The organism is Raineyella sp. LH-20, from assembly GCF_033110965.1.
GTDB lineage: Bacteria > Actinomycetota > Actinomycetes > Propionibacteriales > Propionibacteriaceae > Raineyella.
Map to the genome: position 1 here is coordinate 2,525,484 of NZ_CP137003.1, position 22,958 is coordinate 2,548,441.

At 69.8% G+C, this 22,958-nt stretch carries 23 protein-coding genes and 1 pseudogene; 15 read left to right on the forward strand and 9 right to left on the reverse strand.

All coding sequences use genetic code 11. The annotated features are described in order from the left end of the window. Positions 1 to 63 precede the first annotated feature (63 nt). Both R0146_RS11075 and leuA read left to right on the forward strand, forming a co-directional pair. Positions 64 to 771 carry a response regulator gene (locus R0146_RS11075; RefSeq protein WP_317689640.1) on the forward strand — a complete coding sequence of 236 codons (708 nt, stop codon included), beginning with the start codon at positions 64 to 66 and terminating at the stop codon, positions 769 to 771. Between the two features lie 257 nt (positions 772 to 1,028). Further along, positions 1,029 to 2,714 (forward strand): 2-isopropylmalate synthase, encoded by a 1,686-nt coding sequence (leuA, locus tag R0146_RS11080; protein ID WP_317692388.1) that lies wholly within the window; start codon positions 1,029 to 1,031, stop codon positions 2,712 to 2,714. Between the two features lie 149 nt (positions 2,715 to 2,863). On the opposite strand, the gene R0146_RS11085 is transcribed toward leuA, so the two are convergent. Beyond that, entirely contained in the window at positions 2,864 to 4,030 is a 1,167-nt protein-coding gene (locus R0146_RS11085; protein ID WP_317689642.1) for a globin domain-containing protein, read from the reverse strand. Between the two features lie 113 nt (positions 4,031 to 4,143). On the opposite strand from R0146_RS11085, the gene R0146_RS11090 reads away from it, so the two are divergent. Next, positions 4,144 to 4,650 carry a mycothiol transferase gene (locus R0146_RS11090; protein WP_317689644.1) on the forward strand — a complete coding sequence of 169 codons (507 nt, stop codon included), beginning with the start codon at positions 4,144 to 4,146 and terminating at the stop codon, positions 4,648 to 4,650. Positions 4,651 to 5,028: 378 nt separating this feature from the next. Here R0146_RS11090 and R0146_RS11095 read toward each other — a convergent pair. Then, positions 5,029 to 5,814: pseudogene (locus tag R0146_RS11095) on the reverse strand (isoprenyl transferase); the annotation flags it as partial. A 454-nt stretch (positions 5,815 to 6,268) separates the two neighbouring features. On the opposite strand from R0146_RS11095, the gene R0146_RS11100 reads away from it, so the two are divergent. Next, a complete protein-coding gene (locus R0146_RS11100) occupies positions 6,269 to 6,841 on the forward strand; it encodes an endonuclease domain-containing protein (RefSeq protein WP_317689647.1) in 573 nt (190 codons plus the stop codon). Positions 6,842 to 7,020: 179 nt separating this feature from the next. Then, positions 7,021 to 7,761, forward strand: coding sequence for a DNA repair protein RecO (recO, locus tag R0146_RS11105; RefSeq protein WP_317689649.1), 741 nt, complete (start codon positions 7,021 to 7,023; stop codon positions 7,759 to 7,761). A 25-nt stretch (positions 7,762 to 7,786) separates the two neighbouring features. On the opposite strand, the gene R0146_RS11110 is transcribed toward recO, so the two are convergent. After that, the gene (locus tag R0146_RS11110) at positions 7,787 to 8,566 is read right to left on the reverse strand and encodes a FadR/GntR family transcriptional regulator (RefSeq protein ID WP_317689651.1); all 780 of its coding nucleotides are present in this window, start codon (positions 8,564 to 8,566) and stop codon (positions 7,787 to 7,789) included. Positions 8,567 to 8,676: 110 nt separating this feature from the next. On the opposite strand from R0146_RS11110, the gene R0146_RS11115 reads away from it, so the two are divergent. Genes R0146_RS11115 through R0146_RS11130 form a run of 4 tightly spaced genes read left to right on the forward strand, consistent with a single transcriptional unit; the run spans position 8,677 to position 13,419 of the window. Beyond that, entirely contained in the window at positions 8,677 to 10,437 is a 1,761-nt protein-coding gene (locus R0146_RS11115) for an L-lactate permease (RefSeq protein ID WP_317689654.1), read from the forward strand. Between the two features lie 45 nt (positions 10,438 to 10,482). Continuing rightward, positions 10,483 to 11,265, forward strand: coding sequence for a (Fe-S)-binding protein (locus R0146_RS11120; protein ID WP_317689657.1), 783 nt, complete (start codon positions 10,483 to 10,485; stop codon positions 11,263 to 11,265). Continuing rightward, complete coding sequence (locus tag R0146_RS11125) at positions 11,262 to 12,785, forward strand: LutB/LldF family L-lactate oxidation iron-sulfur protein (RefSeq protein ID WP_411567141.1); 1,524 nt, start codon at positions 11,262 to 11,264, stop codon at positions 12,783 to 12,785. The genes R0146_RS11120 and R0146_RS11125 overlap by 4 nt, the downstream gene beginning before the upstream one ends. Beyond that, positions 12,772 to 13,419, forward strand: a complete 648-nt coding sequence (locus R0146_RS11130; protein ID WP_317689658.1) for a LutC/YkgG family protein — start codon at positions 12,772 to 12,774, stop codon at positions 13,417 to 13,419. Before R0146_RS11125 ends, R0146_RS11130 begins: the two co-directional genes overlap by 14 nt. 93 nt (positions 13,420 to 13,512) lie before the next feature. Here the strand turns inward: R0146_RS11130 and R0146_RS11135 are convergent, their stop codons facing one another. From R0146_RS11135 to R0146_RS11150, 4 genes are read right to left on the reverse strand one after another with little or no spacing between them, the layout of a single operon-like run. Continuing rightward, on the reverse strand, positions 13,513 to 13,914 hold the full coding sequence (locus tag R0146_RS11135) for a Fur family transcriptional regulator (RefSeq protein ID WP_317689660.1): 402 nt from the start codon (positions 13,912 to 13,914) through the stop codon (positions 13,513 to 13,515). A 16-nt stretch (positions 13,915 to 13,930) separates the two neighbouring features. Further along, positions 13,931 to 14,929: a metal ABC transporter permease gene (locus R0146_RS11140; RefSeq protein WP_317689663.1), complete on the reverse strand. Its 999-nt coding sequence runs from the start codon at positions 14,927 to 14,929 to the stop codon at positions 13,931 to 13,933. Further along, positions 14,926 to 15,744: a metal ABC transporter ATP-binding protein gene (locus R0146_RS11145; protein WP_317689665.1), complete on the reverse strand. Its 819-nt coding sequence runs from the start codon at positions 15,742 to 15,744 to the stop codon at positions 14,926 to 14,928. The genes R0146_RS11140 and R0146_RS11145 overlap by 4 nt, the downstream gene beginning before the upstream one ends. Continuing rightward, positions 15,741 to 16,685 (reverse strand): metal ABC transporter substrate-binding protein, encoded by a 945-nt coding sequence (locus R0146_RS11150; protein WP_317689668.1) that lies wholly within the window; start codon positions 16,683 to 16,685, stop codon positions 15,741 to 15,743. Before R0146_RS11150 ends, R0146_RS11145 begins: the two co-directional genes overlap by 4 nt. A 29-nt stretch (positions 16,686 to 16,714) precedes the next feature. Between R0146_RS11150 and R0146_RS11155 the strand changes: the two genes are divergently transcribed. Genes R0146_RS11155 through R0146_RS11165 form a run of 3 tightly spaced genes read left to right on the forward strand, consistent with a single transcriptional unit; the run spans position 16,715 to position 18,840 of the window. Continuing rightward, positions 16,715 to 17,065 (forward strand): antibiotic biosynthesis monooxygenase family protein, encoded by a 351-nt coding sequence (locus tag R0146_RS11155; RefSeq protein WP_317689669.1) that lies wholly within the window; start codon positions 16,715 to 16,717, stop codon positions 17,063 to 17,065. A 57-nt stretch (positions 17,066 to 17,122) separates the two neighbouring features. Next, positions 17,123 to 18,511 (forward strand): glycine--tRNA ligase, encoded by a 1,389-nt coding sequence (locus R0146_RS11160; RefSeq protein WP_317689670.1) that lies wholly within the window; start codon positions 17,123 to 17,125, stop codon positions 18,509 to 18,511. A 29-nt stretch (positions 18,512 to 18,540) separates the two neighbouring features. Beyond that, positions 18,541 to 18,840, forward strand: coding sequence for a DUF6457 domain-containing protein (locus tag R0146_RS11165; protein WP_317689672.1), 300 nt, complete (start codon positions 18,541 to 18,543; stop codon positions 18,838 to 18,840). Positions 18,841 to 18,843: 3 nt separating this feature from the next. On the opposite strand, the gene R0146_RS11170 is transcribed toward R0146_RS11165, so the two are convergent. Continuing rightward, positions 18,844 to 19,332 (reverse strand): NUDIX hydrolase, encoded by a 489-nt coding sequence (locus tag R0146_RS11170; protein ID WP_317689674.1) that lies wholly within the window; start codon positions 19,330 to 19,332, stop codon positions 18,844 to 18,846. After that, positions 19,332 to 19,988 carry an HAD family hydrolase gene (locus tag R0146_RS11175; RefSeq protein WP_317689676.1) on the reverse strand — a complete coding sequence of 219 codons (657 nt, stop codon included), beginning with the start codon at positions 19,986 to 19,988 and terminating at the stop codon, positions 19,332 to 19,334. Before R0146_RS11175 ends, R0146_RS11170 begins: the two co-directional genes overlap by 1 nt. 61 nt (positions 19,989 to 20,049) lie before the next feature. Here R0146_RS11175 and dusB point away from each other — a divergent pair, with 61 nt between their 5' ends. The 3 genes from dusB to R0146_RS11190 all read left to right on the forward strand — a co-directional run bounded on the left by dusB (position 20,050) and on the right by R0146_RS11190 (position 22,935). Continuing rightward, a complete protein-coding gene (gene dusB / locus R0146_RS11180) occupies positions 20,050 to 21,216 on the forward strand; it encodes a tRNA dihydrouridine synthase DusB (RefSeq protein WP_411567142.1) in 1,167 nt (388 codons plus the stop codon). Between the two features lie 108 nt (positions 21,217 to 21,324). Then, complete coding sequence (locus R0146_RS11185) at positions 21,325 to 22,407, forward strand: HD domain-containing protein (protein WP_317692391.1); 1,083 nt, start codon at positions 21,325 to 21,327, stop codon at positions 22,405 to 22,407. Between the two features lie 162 nt (positions 22,408 to 22,569). After that, positions 22,570 to 22,935: a 2Fe-2S iron-sulfur cluster-binding protein gene (locus tag R0146_RS11190; RefSeq protein WP_317689678.1), complete on the forward strand. Its 366-nt coding sequence runs from the start codon at positions 22,570 to 22,572 to the stop codon at positions 22,933 to 22,935. Positions 22,936 to 22,958 lie beyond the last annotated feature (23 nt).

Here is a 22,958-nt window from a genome sequence, read left to right on the forward strand (position 1 = left end):
GGAGACGGGGGAGTGTCAACAGGAGACCGGGGAGTGTCATAGGTCCCTCCTAGAGTCATCACCGTGGCACACACAGAGGGGGACATCCGGCCGATCCGGGTGATGGTGGTGGACGACGACCCGATGGCGCGCAGCGCGATCCGGGCGATCGTCGAGGCTGATCAGGGTCTGATCGTGGTCGCCGAGGCATCGGAGGGCGGTGAGGTGATCGACCGCGTACATGCGCACCATCCGGACGTGGTCCTGATGGACCTCCACCTGCCGACGGTCAACGGCGTCGCCGTCACCGCCCGACTGCTGCGCGGGGTCAATCCGCCCAAGGTGATCGCGTTGACGTCGGTGGATCTCGACAGGTACGTCTTCGACGCCCTTGAGGCGGGCGCGAGCGGCTTCCTGCTCAAGGACGTCGCGCCCAAGGATCTGCAACAGGCGATCCGTACGGTCCATGCGGGGGAGTCCGTGCTGTCGCCGCGCAGCACCAGCCATGTCATCCGGCACTTCGTCGATGTCGCCCACCGCGAGCAGAACCTGGAGGCTGCACGCGGGGTTGCGCGGCTGACAGCCCGCGAGTTGGAGGTTGCCCTCCTCGTCCACGAGGACCTCAGCAACGACGAGATCGCCCGGCGGCTGTGCTGCAGCGCGGCGACCGTCAAGACCCATCTGAGTCACGCGATGGCGAAGCTCGACGCGTCGACCCGGCTTCAGGTCGCGTTGTTGATCGAGCGGGCGGCCCCCATGACACCGGTGCTGGGCGCCGGCCGGATGGGATGACCGGTTGACAGCGTTGATCCATCGACTAGAGTCACTGACGTGGCACAGGTCCTGATTCTCCTTCCTTGCCGCAGCGAGGCCTACTGAGGTCGGCCTCCTCGCTGCGGAGTCGATGCGCGCCGTCCGCCACTCATGACAGCGAGGAAGAGATGACCACCCACACCGTTCCCCAGGCCCCCGTCGCCGACCCGTCGATGACCGTCCCGGGTCAGTTCGGCACCGTTCCGCAGACCCGCCCGGTGCAGCAGCCCAGCGGGATGCCGATCCAGCGCTACCAGGCCTTCGAGCCGGTCCCGCTGCCGGACCGCACCTGGCCCGACAAGAAGCTGACCGCTGCTCCGCGCTGGCTGTCCACCGATCTGCGCGACGGCAACCAGGCCCTGATCGACCCGATGACCCCGAGCCGCAAGCAGAAGCTGTTCGACATGCTGGTGCGGATGGGGTACAAGGAGATCGAGATCGGCTTCCCGTCGGCCTCCCAGACCGACTTCGACTTCGTCCGACAGCTGATCGAGCACGATGCGATCCCCGACGACGTCACCATCACCGTGCTGACTCAGGCCCGCGAGGACCTGATCGAGCGCACCGCCCAGTCCCTGCAGGGCGCTGCCCGGGCGAACATCCACATGTACAACGCGCTGGCCCCGATGTTCCGCCGCGTCGTCTTCCGGATGGACGAGGACGAGGCGAAGGACCTGGCCTGCCGTGGCACCGACCTGGTGATGAAGTACGCCGAGCAGTACCTGGGCGACGTACGGTTCGGCTACGAGTACAGCCCGGAGATCTTCACCCAGACCCCGACCGACTACGCCATCGAGGTGTGCAACGCGGTGATGGACCGCTGGCAGCCGGATGCCGACCGGGAGATCATCCTCAACCTGCCGGCCACGGTCGAGATGTCGACGCCGAACGTGTACGCCGACCAGATCGAGTACTTCTGTCGCCACATCAACCATCGCGAGTTCGTCACCGTCTCGCTGCACGCCCACAACGACCGCGGCACCGCCGTCGCGGCGACCGAGCTGGCGCTGATGGCCGGCGCCGACCGCGTCGAGGGGTGCCTGTTCGGGCACGGCGAGCGCACCGGCAACGTCGACCTGGTCACCATGGCGATGAACCTGTTCAGCCAGGGCATCGATCCGATGATCGACTTCTCCCAGATGGACGAGATCCGGCGGACCGTCGAGTACTGCACCGGCCTGCCGGTCCATCCGCGCCACCCGTACGCGGGCGATCTGGTCTACACCGCCTTCTCCGGTTCCCACCAGGACGCCATCAAGAAGGGGCTGGAGGATCTGGAGAAGAAGGCCAAGGCGGCCGGCACCACCGTCGACCAGGGTGGCTGGGAGGCTCCGTACCTGCCGATCGACCCGCACGACGTCGGTCGTACGTACGAGGCGGTCATCCGGGTCAACTCGCAGTCCGGCAAGGGCGGCATGGCGTATCTGATGAAGGCCGACCACAAGCTGGACCTGCCGCGTCGTCTGCAGATCGAGTTCTCCCGCGTCGTTCAGCAGGCCACCGACGTCTCGGGCGCCGAGATCAGCTCCCAGGAGCTGTGGGACATCTTCGACCACGAGTACATCCAGACGGCCGGCCCGCTGCAGGTGCTGGGGGTCCGCACCCAGAACAACGGGGTGGACACCATCGACGCCACCGTCCGGATGGACGACCAGGAGCTGGAGATCCACGGCGAGGGCAACGGCCCGCTGTCGGCGTACGTCGATGCGCTGTCCAGCTTCGGCACCCGCTCGGTGCGGGTGCTCGACTACACCGAGCACGCGATGGCCGCCGGCGGCGATGCCAAGGCGGCGGCGTACGTCGAGTGCGAGATCGGTGACGGTGACGACGCCCAGATCATGTGGGGCGTCGGCATCCACGAGAACATCATCACCGCCTCCCTGCAGGCGGTCACCCACGCGGTCAACCGCGCCATTCGCTGACGGCACCGCACCCCTGACTCCGGGCCGTCGCCACCCCCGACCCAGCCCGGAAGCACGAAGCCCTGCCTCCCACGAGGAGAAGCAGGGCTTCGTGGCGTCCGGAGGGGATCGCCGCGCGGCTCAGCCAACCGCATGGCCCGGACGGGAGGTCACTCGCCCTGGACCAGCCACAGGTCGGGACCGAAGATCTCGTAGAACACCTGCTCGGCCGGGTGGCCGGAGGCGATCAGCTGGGAGCGGACGGCCTTGAGGAAGGGCAGCGGGCCGCACATCACGACGTTCGCGTCGGCGGGGACGGCCACGCCGGACAGGTCCATCAGGCCCCGGTGGTCGCCGTCGGCGCCCTCCTCGAACCAGGTCTCGATCCGGGCGTTCGGCAGGGCGTCGACCAGTGCTGTCATCTCGTCGGCCAACGGCCAGTCGGCGGACGTACGGTCCGCATGCAGGACGATGATCTCGCGCTGCGACTCGCGCTGCTTCAGGGCGTCCAGCAGGGCGAGCATCGGGGTGACACCGATGCCGGCCGAGGCGAGCACCAGCGGCACCGTCACCTCGCGCAGCACCAGGTCGCCGTACGGGTTGGACAGATCGTAGACGTCGCCGACCTGCAGCTTCTCGTGGATCAGCGGGGTGACCTCGCCGTTGGGGTCGAGCTTGACCGCGATCCGCCGGGCGCCTGCGGGGGAGGGGATGAGGGTGAACTGGCGCGCCTGGCGGGTGCCGTCCGGGGTGGGGACCTGCAGCGAGACGTACTGGCCGGGCCTGGCGTCGGAGACGGCGGTGTCGTCGGCGGGCGCGAAGGAGATCACCGCGACGTTGCCGCCGGTCATCTCCTTGCCGGTCACCGTCCACGGCGCGAACGGCCGGTCGTTGGCCTGACTCGCGTAGAGGTTCTTCTCCATCGAGATCAGTGCGTGGCCCATCAGCCAGTACACCTCGGTCCAGGCGTCGACGACCTCCGGGGTGGCTGCGTCGCCGAGGTCGGCGGCGATGGCGCCGAAGAGGTGCTCGTACACCGTCGGGTACTCGTCCTCCTGCAGGCCCAGCGAAGCATGCTTGTGCGCGATCCGCGACAGCACCGTCTCCGGGTAGGAGTCCGGGTGGGTCAGCAGCCAGGTGGCGAAAGCGACAATGGAACCGGCCAGTGCCTTCGGCTGCTCACCGGTGAGCTGGTTGGAGCGACTGAACATGCCGTCGAGCAGATCGGGACGGGCGCCGAACATCCGCTGGTAGAACTTCGGGGTAATGAAGGGGATGCGTTCGGCGACGACGGGCGCGGTGGCCTCGATGATCGGGCGGGAGGTGTCCGACAGCATGGGGTGATTCTCCTTCGTTGGGAATGCCCGGAACCCTAATCGATTGACACGGTGTGACCGTCGAAATTATTCGTGACTCAGGTCACACTAACGACTGGGCTAGGGTCGGCGACATGGACGTCAAGGACCTGCTCATCGACGGAATCGAACGCAGCCAGGAGGCGTGTCGCGCGGTGTTGCGCGGGTTGACGGCCGACCAGGCGAACACTCGCCCCGGTGGCGACCACAACTCCATCACCTGGTTGGTGTGGCACATTGCACGCGAACAGGATGTGCAGATCGCACCGCTGGGCGGCACACCCGAGGTGTGGACCGGCCAGGGATGGTTCGAGCGGTTCGGTCTCGACCTGCCCGCCGCGTCGATGGGATACGGCCACGACACGGCTGCCGTCGGCAAGGTCGTGGTGTCCGACACCGCCCTGCTGACCGGTTACCTGGACGCCGCGGTGGAGGCCACGAAGGCGTACATCTCCTCGCTCACCGCGGACCGGCTCGACGACATCGTGGACGAGCGCTGGGACCCGCCGGTCACCCGCGGCGTCCGGTTGGTCAGCATCATCGACGACGCCGCCCAGCATGCCGGCCAGGCGGCGTACGTCCGGGGCCTGCTTTTCGGTTGAGCCCGGAGGTGGCCGCCCGGCTCAGGCGCGTCGGGTCAGGGCAGGCACATCATGGTCTGGGCAGGGTCGGGGCGCCCAGGGCAAGGTCGGCGCGGTCAGGCCAGGGTCGGCGCGGTCAGGCCAGGGTCGGCGCGGTCAGGCCAGGGCGCCGTCGTCGGGCTCGGCGTCCTCATCCTCAGGGATGACGTCGGTGCGTACGCCCGGTGCCACCGGCTCGGCCAGGGCGTACGGAGTCTTGGTGACGTGCAGCGTGTTCGGTCGGGCGCTGGTGGAGTGGTCTCCGCCGGACCGGTCACTCCCGACCTGTCCGGCGGGGGCGGGCATGCCCTGTGTGGGGTCCTCGATGGTGGGCTTCTCGGTGGTCGACCGCGCGACGTTGGGGCGCTCGACGTTCGGCACGGCCCCGCCCATCCGGCGGTCCCGGCCGGCGTAGGACTCGATCGCCGCCCATAGGTCGCGGCGGTCGACGTCGGGCCACAGTGTGTCGAGGAAGACCATCTCGGCGTACGCGGACTGCCAGACCAGGAAGTTGGAGGTGCGCTGTTCGCCCGAGGAGCGGATGAACAGGTCGACGTCGGGCACGTCCGGCTCGTCCAGGTAGCGGTGGAACGAGGACTCGGTGATGTCCTCCGGTCGTAGCTTGCCGTCGCGGGCCAGCCGGGCGATCTTGCGGGCCGCGTCGACGATCTCGGCCCGTCCGCCGTAGTTGACGCAGAACTGCAGGGTCAACGTCGTGTTTTCCCGCGACTGGTCCTCCGCGGACTCCAGCTCACGGATCACCGACCGCCACAGCTTCGGACGCCGGCCCGCCCAGCGCACCCGGATGCCCATCGCGTCCATCTCGTCGCGGCGGCGGGCGATCACGCTGCGGTTGAAGCCCATCAGCCAGCGCACCTCGTCGGGCGAGCGCTTCCAGTTCTCGGTGGAGAAGGCGTACGCCGACACGTACTTCACGCCGATCTCGATAGCTCCGGCCAGCACATCCATCAGCACGGCCTCGCCGCGGGCATGCCCTTCGATCCGCTTCAGGCCCCGCTCTTTGGCCCAGCGGCCGTTGCCGTCCATCACGATCGCCACGTGGCGCGGCACCTTGTCGGCCGGGATCTGCGGGGGACGGGCACCCGACGGGTGAGGTGGCGGAGGGACCGGCGTACGAGTCGACATGGGCCAAGCCTAGGACCGGTGTCGACGCGGTCGCGCCATCCGGGTTGCGCGCAGGCCGGTGGCGCCCGGAGCGTTGTCCACAGACATGCCTGCTGCTGTCCTGTCGGGCCGTCCGCGGCCCACCCTCTGGTCGTGAACTGGAGCGTCTATCACGACCCGACGATCTGCCGGGATGGGTTCGTGCTGCTCGGGGGTGTGCCCGAGGTCTCCCCCGCGACTCTCAAACGGGCTGTCCGCCGGGACGGACTGATTCGTGCCCTGCCGGGCGCGTATGTCCTGCCGGAGCGGGAGGATGACCTGGCTGTGTGGCTGCGTGTTGTGTGTCAGGTCCATCCCACCGCGATCATCAGCGGCCGGGCGGCATGGGAGCTCGGCACCCAGACAACACCCGCGTTGGCCTGGCCGGCGCGCGACCGAACGGTGGTGGTCGTGGATCGAATCAACCATCCTGACGGTGGCCCCTTTCGGTTCCGGAAAGCGCGACCGGCCCGAGCGCTATGTCATGTATCACCGCGGTGTCCGCGCTGTGATGCCGGTCTACGCGGCAGCGGAGTTGCTCGCTCAGGACGAAGGTGCTGCGGCCTGCGAGTTCTTGCGGCGCACTCGAGGGCGTGTCGGGGGCGACGCCTTGGCGGGCCTCGGAGAAGCGGTGTCAGCGATGGCGCGGGTGCCTGGGCATCGGGAGCGGAAACGGATGCTCGCCGAACTCGCGCCGTGGTCCGTCCTGGAGTTGCGCCTCCACAGGCTCCTCCGGGCCGCAGGTCTCACCGGCTGGGTGACGAACCACCGGTTGCTGCTCGGGCCGCGCTGGGTGTACGTCGATGTGGCCTTTCCCGACTTCCGGGTCGCGATCGAAGCCGACGGGCGCGAGCACCACAGCCAGGCCGCGGACTTCGAGGGTGATCGGGCGCGGTGGAACCTCCTTGCCGCTGACGGATGGATCGTCCTGCGGGTCAGTTGGGCAATGGTGCAGGAGGGGCATGGAGTGATAGCTCAGCTCCGGGCCGCGCTTGCGCGGAGATCGTGAGCCGAATCTGGCGGCTCAGATCACGGGATGCGATCGGGACCGCGAGAGCCACGCGATGGCGCGGATCGATGATCTCTGGATCGGGGCGGCCCGTGCGAGCCGCCAGATTCGGCTCACGTGCGAGGCGTGCCGGTCCCCGGCAACAGGGAATTCGGGGTCCGAAACCTTAGAATGGGGCGGTGCCGACCTATCGCGACCAGGCGGTGGTGCTGCGGACGCACAAGCTCGGCGAGGCTGACCGCATCATCACGCTGCTGACGCGTGCCCACGGCAAGGTCCGCGCGGTGGCCCGCGGGGTGCGGCGGACCGGCTCGAAGTTCGGGGCGCGGCTCGAGCCGTTCAGCCATGTCGATCTGCAACTCGCCACCGGCCGCAGCCTGCACTACGTCGACCAGGTGGAGACGGTCCAGGCGTACGGTGCCCGGCTGGCCGCCGACTATCCGTCCTGGACGGCAGGGGAGGCGATGGTGGAGACCGCCGACAAGTTGGTGGGGGAGGAGCACCAGCCGGCCCTGCAGCAGTATCGGCTGCTGGTCGGTGCCCTGGCGGTGCTCGTTCGGGGCACCAGTGACGGGCCGAGGCCTGCGGCGATGGTGCTGGATTCCTACCTGCTGCGGTCGATGGCGGTCGCCGGCTACGCCCCCACCTTCACCGACTGCGCCTCCTGTGGGGCGCCCGGGCCGCACACGGCCTTCTCGCCGGCGGTCGGCGGGGTGGTGTGTCGCTTCTGCCGGCCGCCCGCCAGCGCGCATCCGCAACCGGCGACCCTTGACCTGCTCAGCGCCCTGCTGGTGGGGGACTGGCCCGCCACCAGTGCGGTGGAGGCCACCGTGCAACGTGAGGCGAGCGGGCTGACCGCGGCGTTCGTCAACTGGCACATGGAACGCGGGCTCCGCTCGCTGTCCCTCGTCGAGCGGTAGCGCTGAGCACCGCCGACGGCAGTGCTCAGCCGACGGCATCCACCTCGTGGCCCTCGGGGGCCGTCATCCCGACGACGCCCGGGTGCTCGGGATCGATCGGCAGGATCGCGTACGCGGCCCGGATGTGGGTCTCCATCGCCTCGGCCGCCCGGCGCGGGTCGCGGGCCGCCAGTGCCTCGTACACCGCTTCGTGGTCGGCCAGCGTCTGGTGTCGGAAGGCCGGCCAGTCAGCCATCTGCTTCTCGGCCGTCACGATCGGGCGGCGCAGTGATTCCCGGATCGCGATCGTCATGTCGGTGGCCAGGGTGTTGTGACCGGTGTGGGCGATCGCCACGTGGAAGCTGGTGTCGAGATCGTTGAAGTCGTCCGGATCGTCGACGGTGGCCATCTGGTCCAGCGCCTCCCGCAGCCCTTTCAGCTCCTCGTCGGTAATGTCGCGGCAGGCGGCGGCGATGGTGGTCCGTTCCAGCGCGATCCGCACTTCCGTGACGTCCTCGACCGGGAAGTCGGCCAGGGCGACCTGGAGGCGGAGCACCTTCTTCAGCGCCTCGGTGCGCAGGGCGGCGACCCGAGTGCCACCGCGGGGGCCCACCGAGGCGGTGAGCACGCCCTGGGCGACCAGGGCGTGGATGGCCTCCCGGACGGCCGCCCGGCTGACTCCCAACTGGGTCGCCAGGTCCCTCTCCGGCGGAAGCTGCTGGCCGACCACCAACTCTCCGGCGAGGATCGCCTCCTCGATGTGCGACAGCACCACTTCGTAGGCACGACCGCCTGTGGCCACGTCACTGCCCTCCGATCCGTTCACCGGGCCAGTCTATCGGGACCGCCTTGACCTTTGGTCAGACCAAATATTACTGTGCTCAGTGATGGTCAGACCAAAGCTGATCTGCGACTTCGTCGGACATGAGGACAAAGGTGTTCCCTATGGCTACTTTCCAGCCGACGCTCGACCCGTTGGGTAGCGTCACCGCCTCCGCACTGGTGGCGCTCATCCCCATTCTGGTCATGCTTCTCACCCTCGGCGTGCTGAAGTGGAAGGCCCATCTCGCCGGTCTCGCCTCGCTGTTGGCCGCCCTCCTGGTGGCCGTGCTCGCCTTCCGGATGCCGGTCGGCCTGGCCGGTCTGTCGGCCCTGCAGGGCGCCGCCTTCGGGATCTTCCCGATCACCTGGATCCTGCTGGCCGCGATCTGGATGTACGACATCACCGTGGTCAGCGGCCGGTTCGAGGACCTGCGCTCCACCTTCTCGCTGATCAGCGACGACCCCCGGGTGCTCGGCATCCTGGTTGCCTTCTGCTTCGGCGGCCTGCTGGAGGCACTCGCCGGCTTCGGTGCGCCGGTGGCGATCACCTCGGTGATGCTGGTGGCCATCGGATACTCCCCGCTGCGGTCGGCGCTGACGGTGCTGCTGGCCAACACCGCCCCGGTCGCGTTCGGCGCCATCGCGACTCCGATCATCATGGCCGGCAACGTGTCCGGTCTGGACTACCACCGGATCGGTGCCTTCGTCGGCCGCCAGACGGCGATCCTGGCCCTCATCGTGCCCTTCCTGATGCTGTTGCTCATCGACGGACGCAAGGGACTCAAGCAGATCTGGCCAGCCGCCCTCGTCATCGGCGGTGTCTTCTCGGCCGCCAAGTGGGTCACCTCGAGCTACGTGTCGGTCGAACTGACCGACGTCATCGCGTCCCTGCTCGGTATCGCCGCCGGCGTCATCCTGATGCGCTTCTGGAAGCCGGCCGGGTCGGCCGAGGCGCGGGAACGGATCGCCCGGCGGATGACCGGTGAGCCCGCCTCGGTCCTGACGAAGGAGCCCGCCGTGGCCGATCCGGCGGAGCCCGCCGGTGGCCGGATCGCCCGGGTGACCGGTGAGCCCGCCTCGGTCCTGACGAAGGAGCCCGCCGTGGCCGATCCGAAGCAGCTCACCGGCGGCCGGATCGCCATGGCGCTGGTGCCCTACATCCTCGTCGTCGTGCTGTTCTCCCTCAGCAACCTGGTCCACCCGATCCAGCACGCGCTGGCCTCGACCGACATCACCTTCGGATGGCCGGGCCTCGGTGGGCACATCCTCGACGCCAGCGGCGCCAAGGTCGGTCGGACCAACTTCAAGCTGGGCCTGCTGTCCTCGCCCGGCACCCTGCTGGCCATCGTCGGCATCATCACCGCGGCGATCTACCGGGTCCATCCGCGTGCCGTGCTGGGCTCGCTGGGCCGCAACCTGAAGAAGCTCCGCTTCACCGCGCTCACCATCGTCTCGGTCGTCGCCCTGGCGTACGTGATGGACTTCTCCGGCCAGACCGTCACGATCGGCACCTGGATCGCCGGCACCGGCGTGGTGTTCGCCTTCCTGTCGCCGATCCTCGGTTGGCTCGGGACGTACGTCACCGGCTCCGACACCACCGCGAACGCACTGTTCGCCGGCCTGCAGTCCACGGTCGGCAAGCAGATCGGCCTGGACCCCTTCCTCACCACCGCGTCCAACGCGTCGGGTGGAGTGCTCGGCAAGATGATCAGCCCGCAGAACCTCGCCATCGCGGCCACCTCGGTCGGGCTGATCGGCCAGGAGTCGCTGATCCTGCGGCGCATCATCGGCTGGAGCCTCGGCCTGCTGGTGGTGCTGTGCCTGCTGGCCGGCCTGATGTCCACCCCGATCCTCGGCTGGCTGCTGCCCGCCTGATCCCCCATCCCTCATCCCCGTTCTCATCCCTGTGAAGGAGAGACAATGACGTCCCCATCCTCCGTTGGCCTTCCCGGTGCCGGGAAGACGGTGGCGCTCTTCGCCACCTGCGCCAACGACGTGATGTTCCCCGACACACCGAAGGCCGTCGTGGGCCTGCTCGAGAGACTCGGCTGCACGGTCGTGTTCCCCGAGGAACAGACCTGCTGCGGCCAGGTGTTCACCAACACCGGCTACTACCCCGAGGCCCTGCCGAGCGTGAAGACGTACGTCAAGGCGTTCGCGGACTACGAGTACATCGTCGGCCCGTCCGGATCCTGCGTCGGTGCCGTCCGCCACCAGCACGCGATGCTGGCCGAGGAGGCGGGCGACCACAGGCTGGCCGGTCAGGCCGCCGAGGTCGCCTCGCGCACGTTCGACATCTCCGAGTTCCTGGTGAACGTGCTCGGCGTCACCGACGTCGGTGCATACTTTCCGCACCGGGTGACGTACCACCCGACCTGCCACTCGGTCCGGGTCGCCAAGGTCGGCGACGCGCCGCTCCAGTTGCTGCGCGCGGTCCGCGGACTGCAGCTGATCGAGCTGGAGTTCGCCGAGCAGTGCTGCGGTTTCGGCGGCACCTTCTCGCTGAAGAACCCTGACGTGTCCCGGGCGATGGTCAACGACAAGGCCCGGCACGTGATGGAGACCGGTGCCGAATATCTGGTCACCGGTGACAACCTCTGCGCCCTCAACATCTCCGGCGTCATCCACCGCAACCGCGGTGGGGTGAAGCCGATCCACCTGGCCGAGATCCTCGCCCACACCGAAGGAGGCGACGGCAAGTGACCGCCACCCAGCAGCCGCCCCGCGACAAGGACGGACGACTCACCCCCGCACCCCCGGAATGGACGACGCGTCCCGCCCCGCCGTTCCCCGAGGCCGCAATCAAGGGCCTGGAGAATCAGGTCCAGCGCGCCAACCTGCGTCACGCCACCGGCACCATCCGGGCCAAGCGGGCCCGGGTGGTCGCCGAGGTCGACAACTGGCAGGACCTGCGCGCCGCCGGCGAGGCGATCAAGAACCGTACGTTGCGCCACCTCGACCAGCACCTGGAGACCCTGGAGGCCTCGCTCACCCGGGCCGGCGCGACCGTGCACTGGGCCCGCGACGCCGCCGACGCCAACCGCCTCATCGTCGACCTAGTGAAGGCGACGGGGGAGCGGGAGGTGACCAAGGTGAAGTCCATGGTCACCCAGGAGATCGGCATGAACGAGGCGCTGGAGGAGGCCGGGATCGCCGCCTGGGAGACCGACCTCGCCGAGCTCATCGTCCAACTCGGTCACGACTTCCCCAGCCACATCCTCGTCCCGGCGATCCACCGCAACCGTGGCGAGATCCGCGAGATTTTCCGCGAGGAGATGGGCGTCTACGGCACTCCGGCGCCGGAGGGCCTCTCCGAGCAGCCGCCGGAGCTGGCCGGGGCAGCCCGTACGCACCTGCGCAACAAGTTCCTCCGCACCAAGGTCGCCATCTCGGGGGCCAACTTCGCGGTCGCCGAGACCGGCACCTTGGTGGTCGTCGAGTCCGAGGGCAACGGCCGGATGAACCTCACCCTGCCCGAGACGCTGATCTCGGTGGTCGGGATCGAGAAGGTGCTGCCCACCGTGGCCGACCTCGAGGTCTTCCTGCGGCTGCTGCCGCGCTCGTCCACCGGGGAGCGGATGAACCCGTACACCTCGATGTGGTCGGGGCCCACCGAGGGGGACGGCCCGCAGAACGTGCACGTCATCCTGCTCGACAACGGCCGCACCAACGCCCTGAAGGACCCGAAGGGTCGCGAGGCGCTGCGCTGCATCCGCTGCTCGGCCTGCCTCAACATCTGCCCGGTGTACGAGCGGGTCGGCGGCCACGCGTACGGCTCCGTCTACCCGGGCCCGATCGGTGCCATCCTCAACCCGCAGCTGCGCGGGGTGGACAATCCGATCGACAAGTCGCTGCCGTTCGCCTCGTCGCTGTGTGGGGCGTGCGCCGAGGTCTGCCCGGTGAAGATCCCGATCGCCGACCTGCTGGTGCACGAGCGGCACCGGGTGGTCGAGGAGAAGAAGCGGCACCAGGTCAACCAGTTCGAGCCGGCGATGATGAAGGCGGCCAGTTGGGTGATGGCCGACCACAAGCACCTGGAGGCCGCCGGCACGGCGAGCTCGCTGGCCGGCAAGCTGCTGCCGATCCGGACGATCGGGCCGCTGCCCGGTCCGCTGTCGCGATGGACCCAGAACCGTGACGTCCCGATGGTGCCGGCCCAGACGTTCCGGCAATGGTGGCAGGAAAACCGCGGGTCGAAGGAGAACCATGATGAGCGCGCGTGACGACGTGCTGGCCCGGGTGCGGGCCTCGCTGACCGATGTGACCGAGCCGGACGGTCCGGTGACCAACTGGGCGTACGGACAGCCCACCCCGATGGCCGACGTGGTGGCCCGGTTCGACCAGACGGTGACCGACTACAAGGCCACCGTGGTGCGCTGCCCCGCGGCCGAGGTGACCCGCGAAGTGGTCCGCGGGCTGGCCGAGACCGGAGCCCACAGCGTGGTCCTGCCGGCCGGCTGCGACGAGCAGCTGCGCCGTACGCTCGAGATGGCGGCGGACCTGACCGTACGGGTCGACGACGGCTCGCTCACCGCAGCCGACCTCGACGCCACCGACGCCGTGGTCACCGCCAGCGCCGTCGGGATCGCCGAGACCGGCACCATCGTGCTCGACCACGGCCCCGGCCAGGGCCGCCGGGCGCTCTCGCTGGTGCCCGACCGGCACATCTGTGTGGTCCGCAGCTCCGATGTGGTCTCCGACGTCCCCGAGGCCGTCGCGCGGCTGGCGGCGTCGGTGCGCGACGGCCGACCGCTGACCTGGATCAGCGGCCCGTCGGCCACCTCCGACATCGAGCTCAGCCGGGTCGAGGGCGTGCACGGGCCACGCCACCTGTGGGTGATCCTGGTCGACGGGTGATTCTGGCCGACGAGTGAGCGGGGGGCGCCGGCGACCAGCCAGCCGCCGGCGCAGCCTCCGGGCGTACGGCCGACTCAGGGGCGTACGCCCGACTCAGGGGCGGGCGGCCCAGCACTGCGCACACACGCCGTAGATCTCCAGATCGTGGCGGACGTCGTGGAAGCCGTGCTGGGTCCCCACCCGCTGGGTCCAGGCGAGCACATCGGGGTCTTCGATCTCGACCGTACGCCCGCACCGGGTGCAGACCAGGTGGTGATGGTGATGGTCGCTGGTGCAGCGGCGGTAGGCCAGCTCGCCGTCGACGGTCCGCAGCGCGTCGAGATCGCCGGTGTCGGCCATCGCCTGCAGGGTGCGGTAGACCGTCGTCAGCCCGACCTGGTCGCCCCGCTCCCGCAGCCGGTCGTGCACCTGCTGCGCCGTACAGAACTCCTCGGACTCGTCCATCGCCCGGCGCACCGCTTCGCGCTGCCGGGTCGTCCGCTGCCCCACGGCCATCCTGCCGCCTCCTGTGTCAGTGTTCGTCATAGTGGTCGCCGTGCATGGCATGCCGGTGACCGTCGTGCACGTAGTCGAGATGGTCGCCGTGACGCACCGTCGGGTGGTGGCACTCGGGACCGCCGTGCACGTGCGGGTGGCCCTCGCCCCGCTCCTGCTCGTGCGGCGGGGGAACGACCTCGACGACCACCGGCAGCGCCCGGCCGGCCCGGCGGCGCCGGGTGAGTGCCGCGCCGATCGGCAGCGACACGATGAACGTGGCGATGGCGATCAGCACGATCAGGGCACCCGGCGGGGCATTCCAGTAGTACGAGCCGAGGACGCCGCCGGTGGCGGCGACCACCCCGATGCCCATCCCGACCACCATGGTCAGCCAGAAGCCGGTGACCAGGTTGCGGCCGGCGGCGATCGGGACGACCATCAGCGCGCTCACCAGCAGCAGGCCGACCGTACGCATCGACAGCGAGATCGCCACCGCGGCGAGCACCACGGTCAGATAGTTGTAGAACCGGACCGGCAGACCGAGGGTGCGGGCGTACTCCTCGTCGGTCGCCACCGCGAACAGCCGGTCGGACAGCCCGATCGAGATCACCAGGGCGCACAGGGCGAGCACCACGATCATCAGCAGGTCGGCGTCGCTGATCGTGGTGATCGAGCCGAAGAGGTACTGGGTCAGGCCGCCTGCACCGGCGAGGCCCGACAGGAAGACGCCACCGGCCAGCCCGCCGTAGAAGAGGATGGCCAGCCCGACGTCGCCGGAGGCGCGCTGGTGCTGACGCAGGTACTCGATCAGCACGGCGCCGAGGATCGCGACGGTGATCGCCACCGGCAGCGGGGTGGCGCCGGCGAGCAGCGCCACGCCGACGCCGGCGATCGCCACGTGGCCCAGACCGTCGCCGAGCAGGCTGAGCCGCTTCTGGACGATGTAGATGCCGATGGTCGGCGCGATCAGGCCGGTGAGCAGGGCTCCGAGGAGCGCCCGCACCATGAACGGATAGCTGAGGATCGTGCTCATGCGTCGCCCTCTTCCTGCTCCGGACCGGACGGGTAGGCCGGGACCCAGTCGTTGTGGGAGGAGATGTGCTCGGGCGGATGGTGGTGCACGTGGGGGAGCCCGGGGTCGAACCCGGCCCCGTCGTACACCAGCCGGCCGTCCTGCAGCAGCAGACTGCGCCCGACCAGATCGGCGAACGGGCCGTGCTCGTGCAGCACGACGAGCACGGTGAGCCGCCGGTTCGCGGTGAGCGTACGCAGCAGTTCGGCGAGCGCTCGCTGGGTGACGACGTCCACGCCGGCGAGCGGCTCGTCCATCACCAGCAGGTCCGGATCGGTGGCCAACGCCCGGGCGATCAGGGCACGCCGCCGTTGTCCGCCGGACAGATGGGCCAGCTGGGTGCCGGCCTTCTGGGTCAGGTCGACCTCGTCGATGGCACGCGCCACCGCCTGCCGGTCGGCCCGGCCGGGCGGCACGAAGGGACGTCGCAACGGTAGCCGGCCGGCGGCGACGACCTCGCGGACCGTCGCGGTGAGCAGCCCGGCGTCCACCAGCTGGGGGACGTAGCCGACCCGGTGCCAGTCCCGGAACGACTCCTGGCGTACGCCGAACAGCTCGATGGAGCCGCGCTGATGGGGGACCAGGCGGAGCACGGCCCGCAGCAGGGTGGTCTTGCCGGAGCCGTTGGCGCCGAGCAGGGCGACGAACTCGCCGGCGTGGATGTCGACCGAGACGCCGCGGACGATCGGCAGACCGCCCAGCGAGACCGAGAGATCACGCAGGCCGACGACCGGCGGCGCAGTGCCGTCGGTCGTCGGCAGGTCGTCGGTGGTCATCGGCAGCCGTTCGCGGTCCGGAGGGACTGCAGGTTCGCGCGCATCACCCCAAGGTAGTCGGCGCCACGGGCGGTGTCCGTCGGCCGGGCCTCGATCGGATCGAGCACGTCGGTGCGCAGTCCGGCGTCGCGGGCGATCGCCTGGGAGACCGCCGGCGACACCGCGGTCTCGTAGAAGATCGTGGTGATGCCCTCGCGCTTGGCCATGTCCTGCACCTCGGCGATCCGCGCCGCGGTCGGCTCGACGGTGGCGTCCAGCCCGCGGATGGAGATCTGCTGCAGGCCGTAGCGCTGCGCCAGGTAGCCGAAGGCCTCGTGGGAGGTGACGAAGCCGGTCCGATCGCAGCTGGCGAGCCCGGCCTTGTACTCCGCGTCGACGGCGGTCAGGGCGGCGGTCACCGTGTCGGTGTTGGCCCGGTAGGTGTCGGCGCCGGCCGGGTCGATCGCCGTCAGCTTGTCGCGGACGGCGTCCGCGACAGTGACCAGGGCGGTGGGATCGAGCCACAGGTGCGGATCGGCCGCCGCGTCGTGGGCGTCGGTGGGGGTCTCGGTGTCGTGTCCGTCGGGCGACTCGGTGGTGTCGAGGTTCTGCACCAGGGTGCGGACGTCCAGCGCGGTGCCGTGGACACCCTGCCCGACGGCGGAGTCCACCGCGGCCTGGAAATGGGACTCGTAGAGGATCAGGTCGCCCTTGATCGTGACGTCGGCGACCTGCTGGGGGGTCAGCTCGAGGTCGTGGGCCTCGCCGCCGGGCGGCAGCAGTCCCTCCACCGTCACCCGGTCGCCACCGATCTGCTCGGCCAGCCACTCGTACGGGTAGATGGCGGCGACCACCTGGGTCTTCCCGGTGTCCGGAGCGGCGGATGGGGAGCCGGTGCAGGCGCCCAGCAGGGCGATGGCGGCGAGTGCGGAGGCACCGCCGAGGAGGCGCGAACTGTTCATGAAAACCATTCTCAACAAACTGGGGATGAATGTCAAAACCACGTGGGTCGGCTACGCTGACCCACGTGCTGGTGATCCATCGCTTCCGGGTCCCGGAGGGCGGCGCGGCGGAGTTCGCAGTCGTCGCCGGGATCGCCGTCGACCACTTCCGTTCCCGCCCCGGGGTGGCCGGCGTCGACCTGGTCCGCAACCTCGACGATCCACAGCTGTGGGCGTTGGTGTCGCGGTGGGACGACCCGGGCAGTTATCGCCGGGCGATCGGCGGCGCGGCGGCGACGTACGCCCTGATGCCGGTGATGGCGTACGCCCTCGACGAGCCCACCGCCTACCTGCCGGCCGAGGAGCTGGGGGAGAACGTCCCGCGGGGGCAGGTCGGCTAGGCTGGCCGGCGGTGGTATCAGCCGGATGCCCCCGGACGACAGACGGAGTGAACACACGTGGCCCCGAGCAAGCTCGACAATGTCATTTCCCTCGCCAAGCGGCGCGGCTTCGTTTTCCCCAGCGGCGAGATCTACGGCGGCACGAGGTCGGCGTGGGACTACGGGCCCTACGGTGTCGAGCTGAAGGAGAACATCAAGCGCCAGTGGTGGAAGTGGATGGTCACCGGGCGCGAGGACATCGTCGGACTGGACTCCTCGATCATCCTGCCCCGTGAGGTCTGGGTGGCCTCCGGTCACGTCGGCGTCTTCACCGACCCGCTCACCGAGTGCCTGTCCTGCCACAAGCGCCTGCGGGCCGACCACCTGCAGGAGGAGTACGCCGCCAAGCACGGCGTCGACGATCCCGACACGGTGCCGCTGGCCGAGATCAACTGTCCGAACTGTGGCGTCAAGGGCCGGTGGACAGAGCCGCGCGACTTCAACATGATGCTGAAGACCTACCTCGGCCCGGTCGAGGACGAGTCCGGCCTGCACTATCTGCGCCCGGAGACCGCCCAGGGCATCTTCGTCAACTTCAAGAACGTGATGACCGCGGCGCGCAAGAAGCCGCCGTTCGGCATCGGCCAGGTCGGCAAGTCCTTCCGCAACGAGATCACCCCGGGCAACTTCATCTTCCGCACCCGCGAGTTCGAGCAGATGGAGATGGAGTTCTTCGTCGAACCGGGGACGGACGAGGAATGGCACCAGTACTGGATCGACAACCGCCACCAGTGGTACGTCGAGCTCGGCATCGACCCGGCCAACCTGCGCTTCTACGAGCACCCCAAGGAGAAGCTGTCGCACTACTCCAAGCGGACCGTCGACATCGAATATCGGTTCGGCTTCCAGGGCTCCGACTGGGGTGAGCTGGAGGGTGTCGCGAACCGCACCGACTTCGACCTCGGCACCCACACGCAGCACTCCGGCACCGTGCTGGACTACTTCGACCAGGCCAAGGGTGAGCACTACACGCCGTACGTGATCGAGCCGGCGGCCGGACTGACCCGCTCGCTGATGGCCTTCCTCACCGACGCGTACGTCGAGGACGAGGCGCCGAACGCCAAGGGCGGGGTGGACAAGCGCACCGTGCTCAAGCTCGATCCGCGGCTGGCGCCGGTCAAGGTGGCGGTGCTGCCGCTGTCCCGCAACGAGTCGCTGACCCCGAAGGCCAAGGACCTCGCCGGCTGCCTGCGCAAGCACTGGAACGTCGACTTCGACGACGCCCAGGCGATCGGCAAGCGCTACCGACGCCAGGACGAGATCGGCACCCCCTACTGCGTGACGGTGGACTTCGACACCCTGGAGGACCAGGCGGTCACGGTCCGGGAGCGCGACACGATGTCCCAGGAGCGGATCGCGATCGATCAGGTGGAGTCCTACCTGGCCGACAAGCTGATCGGCTGCTGAGCACGCCGGACCTGGTTAGACTCCACGACATGGCGAAATCGTCGGATCCGGCCGTCGAGGCCGAGAAGATGCGGGAGATGAGCCGGTGGCTCGACGCGGCGAGCGCCGAGCTGGGCCTCGATCCCGCCGTGGTGGACCTGGTGCGGACGCCGATGCTCGACATGATCGCGGCGGTCGCCCACGGTCCGACCCGTCCGGGCGCGCCGATGACGGCGATGCTGGTCGGGCTGGCCTCCGATCCGGACGACCCCTCGGAGATCCTCGAGCGGGTGGCCCGGATCACCGCGCTGGCCGCCGACTGGGCACCGGGCGGTGAGCCGCAGGGCTGACGCTCAGGGAACGTACGGTCCGAGCCGGGTCTCGGGGCGGTCCTCCAGGACCACCCGGACCCGGCTCGCGTGCACCTCGTTCATCGGCGGAAGCCGGTCGATCGGGAAGAACCGGGCCTGCGCGGTCTCCTCGTGGTCGGGCCGTGGCTCGCCGGACACCCACCGGCAGCGGAACGTGTGGTCGATGTACTGCGTCTGGTCGCCGTTCTCGTAGGTGATGACGTCGGTGACGGTCACCCAGGCCAGCCGCTCGATCGCCGCGACCACCCCGGCCTCCTCGCGCACCTCGCGCAGCGCCGCCGCGTACGGCTGTTCACCCGGGTCGATGATCCCGGCCACCGGGGTCCACAGACCGTTGTCGGTCCGTTGGATCAGCAGGGTCTCGGGGCCCTCCGGGCCGTCCCGCAGCACCACTGCGGTGCATCCGGACAGCCAGAGCAACTCGTGGCCCAGTTTCGCCCGCTGGCGGAGGATGAACTCGGGGGTGGCCATCAGCGCAGCCCGGCCACCAGGTCGAGGCCGACCGCGTCGAGGTCCGCGACGACGACGTCGGCCAGCGCCAGGGCCTCGGGGGCCGGCGGGAAGTCCGGCCGGGGCACGGCGATCACCGCCATCCCGGCCGCTGCCGCGGCGCGCAGACCGTTGCTCGAGTCCTCGATCGCCACGCACTCCCGCGGATCGGCGCCGAGCAGCGCACAGGCCTGCAGGTAGCCGTCGGGGGAGGGCTTGCCCCGTCCCACCTCCTCGGTCGAGACGGTGGCGGCGAACGCGTCGGCGATGCCCAGGGCGGCCAGGCTGACGTCGATCAGCCGGCGCGGGGAGGAGGAGGCCAGTCCCACCGGCCACCGTCCGGCGAGCCGCCGGACCGCCGCGACCGCGCCCGGGAGGACGGGAAGGTGATCGGCGTAGCGTACGGCCAACGCCTCGATGGTGCGCTGCGCCGCCTGTTCGGGGGTGCCGCTCAGTCCGACGGTGTCGACCAGGTAGCGGGACCACTCGGCGGTGCTCATCCCCATCATGGCGGCGGTCGCCCCGGCCGGCCAGGCCAGCCCCTCGTCGGCGGTCAGGCCACGACGCACCGTGTCCCAGATGCTCTCGGTGTCGGTGAGGACACCGTCCATGTCGAACACGACTGCGCGAGGGCTCATGGGTGCCATCCTGTCATGCCGTCATCAGCGGCCTTGCGGGACCGCCACGTACAATCGCCCGGTGCCGCCGACCACCCCGCCCGCCCGCGCCCTGCGCCTGTCAGCTCCGTCCCGACCCGACGCCGTGGTCGTGGACGCTCCGGTCGTGCTCGCCCCGATGGCCGGAGTGACCACCGCGGCGTTCCGGGAGCTGTGCGCCGAGCAGGGCGCCGGGCTGTACGTGTGCGAGATGATCACCTCCCGCGGCCTGGTCGAGCGGGACCGCAAGTCGCTGGAGATGCTGGCCTTCTCGCCCGCCGAGAAGGTGCGGTCGGTGCAGCTGTACGGGGTCGACCCGGCCATCATGGCGGCGGCGACCGAGATCCTTTGCGGGGAGTACGGGGTGCACCACGTGGACCTCAACTTCGGCTGCCCGGTGCCCAAGGTCACCCGCAAGGGCGGCGGTGGGGTGCTGCCGTGGAAGCGCGACCTGCTCGGCGAGATCCTGCGGGCCACCGTCCGTGCCGCGGACCGCTACGGCGTGCCGGTGACGATGAAGACGCGGATCGGCATCGACGCCGACCATCCCTACTACCTCGACGCCGGCCGGATCGCCGAGGATGCCGGCGTCGCGGCGATCTGTCTGCACGGGCGTACGGTCGCCCAGGCCTATGCGGCCGATGCCGACCGGGACGCGATGGCCGCCCTGGTGGACCACGTCTCGATCCCGGTGCTCGGCAACGGGGACATCTGGGAGGCCGCCGACGCGCTGGAGATGGTGGCGCAGACCGGTGTCGCCGGGGTGGAGGTCGGCCGGGGCTGTCTCGGTCGGCCCTGGCTGTTCCGTGATCTGGCCGACGCGTTCGCCGGCCGGGTGACGCGTACGGTGCCCTCCCTCGGAGAGGTCGCTGCGATGTTCCGCCGCCACGGGGAGCTGCTCGCCGGGCTGCTGGGGGAGCGGCGGGGCCTCACCGACCTGCGCAAGCATGTCGCCTGGTACTTCAAGGGGTTCCCGGTCGGCGGTGACGTACGCCGGGGACTTGCCATGGTCTCGTCCTTCGTCGAGCTGGACGACCTGCTGGGGCGGCTCGATCCCACTGTCGCCTTCCCGGACACCGCGATCGGTGCGCCGCGCGGCCGCCAAGGCACCCCGCGTGAGCACGTGGCCATGCCGGAGGGCTGGCTCGACGACACCTGCGGCCTCGGCCGGGACCTGTCCGCCGCCGAGTTGGGCGTCTCGGGCGGCTGAGCGGGGGCACTGTCAGCGGCTGCTGGCAGGATGGGAGCCATGGACGTCGAGGACGTGTCGGTCGATCCCTCAGTGCCGCTGCCGCGCGCGCAGCAGTGGGCCCGCACGATGGGAGGCCACGACAACGGCGACCGGTTGGTCCGGGCGCACGCCGACTCCGCGGCGCCGATCGGCCGCGGTGCGGTGATCGACCGGGAGACCCGGGAGGCCCGGGAGCGGGCCACCCTGCGCCCGGGAGCGGCTCTCTCGCACGGCGCCGGCGACCGACCCCGGGAGGAGGAGCCGGATCCGGAGCGCACCTGCTTCGAGCGGGACCGGGACCGGATCGTGCACGCCACCGCGTTCCGCCGGTTGGCCGGCAAGACCCAGGTGGTCGTCCACCCCACCGACCACCAGCGCACCCGGCTCACCCACGCCCTCGAGGTCACCCAGGTCGCCTCCGCGATCGCCCGCGGAGTGGGGGCGAATGTGGCGTTGACCGAGGCGATCGCCCTCGGCCATGACTGCGGCCACGGTCCCGGCGGGCACGCGTCCGAGGACGCTTTCGACCCGTACCTCCCGGAGGGCTACGATCACGGCCCCTGGGGCGCGGATGTCGCGCTGACCGATCTCAACCTGTGCGCCCAGACCTCCGACGGCATCCGCAACCATTCCTGGTCACGACCCGCCCCGGGCACCATCGAGGGGGAGATCGTCTCCTGGGCGGACCGGATCGCGTACTGTGCGCACGACCTGGAGGATGCCGCCCGGGCCGGGATCGTCGCCGTGGCGGACGTCCCGGCCGAGGTGGCCGCTGTCTGCGGACGGGACCGGAAGGCCCAGATCCGGACCTTCGTCCGGGCAGTCGTCCGCACCGTCAGCGAGCACGGGGAGGTCGCCATGGGGGCCGACGAGGCCGCCGCGCTGGCCGGCCTGCGGTCCTTCAACTACGAGCGGATCTACACCCGTCCCGACTCGGTCGCCCAGTCCCGGGCGGTGGTCGACGTGCTCCGGGCGCTGGTCGATCACTACGCCCACCGTCCCGAGCTGCTGCCGTCCGCCCCTGACGCGCCCGCCGACTCGCCCGAGGTGGTGCGGGCGGCGATCACCTGGATCGGTGGGATGACCGATCGGTACGCCTTCGGGGTGGCGACCCGGGTGTTGCGCTGGGACCCGGGCAGACTGCCGAAAGCAATACGGGATTTCGCCTAGGTCTCGCGGTCTGGCGCCATAGGTAGTGTTCCGGGTAGACGAACCCCGTTCCGTCCTCAGGAACATCTGTGGCCTGTGTCGTAGGTGTGCAGGAGAGTCGTGGGTATCGCACGAGGCTCCGTCCACAGGGACGGGCCAAGGGCATCGACGCGAAGGAGCGCCATGACGACGGTGACTGTGCACCCGACCGGCGAGGTGGTCGAGGTGCGTGACGGTGAGACCATCATGGGCGCCTTCTACCGCACCGGGTACGCGATGCGCATCGGCTGCAAACGAGGTGGTTGCGGCTTCTGCAAGATCGACGTGCACGAGGGCGACTTCGTCTACGAGCGCCCGGTGTCGGACGAGGTCGTCACGCCGGAGGAGGCAGCCCAGGGGGTGTGCCTTCCCTGCCGCGCCGTGCCGAGCCAGGACATGGTCGTCGAGTTCCGGGAGAACTCGTTGCGATTGGTCAACCCCCTGATGCGCTACATGCTCTCCGGCAAGGAGTCCTCGGCACACCAGCCGAGGACTCGTGTCCCGGTGTGACTTACCTCTCGTCACGCCCCCGA

Coding starts and splice junctions, on each gene's coding strand:
- R0146_RS11140 (WP_317689663.1), bottom strand. CDS start 14,929: ATGAGCACGATCCTCAGCTATCCGTTCATGGTGCGGGCGCTCCTCGGA.
- R0146_RS11090 (WP_317689644.1), top strand. CDS start 4,144: ATGGACGTCAAGGACCTGCTCATCGACGGAATCGAACGCAGCCAGGAG.
- R0146_RS11175 (WP_317689676.1), bottom strand. CDS start 19,988: ATGAGCCCTCGCGCAGTCGTGTTCGACATGGACGGTGTCCTCACCGAC.
- R0146_RS11130 (WP_317689658.1), top strand. CDS start 12,772: ATGAGCGCGCGTGACGACGTGCTGGCCCGGGTGCGGGCCTCGCTGACC.
- R0146_RS11150 (WP_317689668.1), bottom strand. CDS start 16,685: ATGAACAGTTCGCGCCTCCTCGGCGGTGCCTCCGCACTCGCCGCCATC.
- R0146_RS11120 (WP_317689657.1), top strand. CDS start 10,483: ATGACGTCCCCATCCTCCGTTGGCCTTCCCGGTGCCGGGAAGACGGTG.
- R0146_RS11170 (WP_317689674.1), bottom strand. CDS start 19,332: ATGGCCACCCCCGAGTTCATCCTCCGCCAGCGGGCGAAACTGGGCCAC.
- R0146_RS11145 (WP_317689665.1), bottom strand. CDS start 15,744: ATGACCACCGACGACCTGCCGACGACCGACGGCACTGCGCCGCCGGTC.
- R0146_RS11085 (WP_317689642.1), bottom strand. CDS start 4,030: ATGCTGTCGGACACCTCCCGCCCGATCATCGAGGCCACCGCGCCCGTC.
- R0146_RS11185 (WP_317692391.1), top strand. CDS start 21,325: ATGGGAGGCCACGACAACGGCGACCGGTTGGTCCGGGCGCACGCCGAC.
- R0146_RS11135 (WP_317689660.1), bottom strand. CDS start 13,914: ATGGCCGTGGGGCAGCGGACGACCCGGCAGCGCGAAGCGGTGCGCCGG.
- leuA (WP_317692388.1), top strand. CDS start 1,029: ATGCCGATCCAGCGCTACCAGGCCTTCGAGCCGGTCCCGCTGCCGGAC.
- R0146_RS11155 (WP_317689669.1), top strand. CDS start 16,715: ATGTCAAAACCACGTGGGTCGGCTACGCTGACCCACGTGCTGGTGATC.
- R0146_RS11190 (WP_317689678.1), top strand. CDS start 22,570: ATGACGACGGTGACTGTGCACCCGACCGGCGAGGTGGTCGAGGTGCGT.
- R0146_RS11165 (WP_317689672.1), top strand. CDS start 18,541: ATGGCGAAATCGTCGGATCCGGCCGTCGAGGCCGAGAAGATGCGGGAG.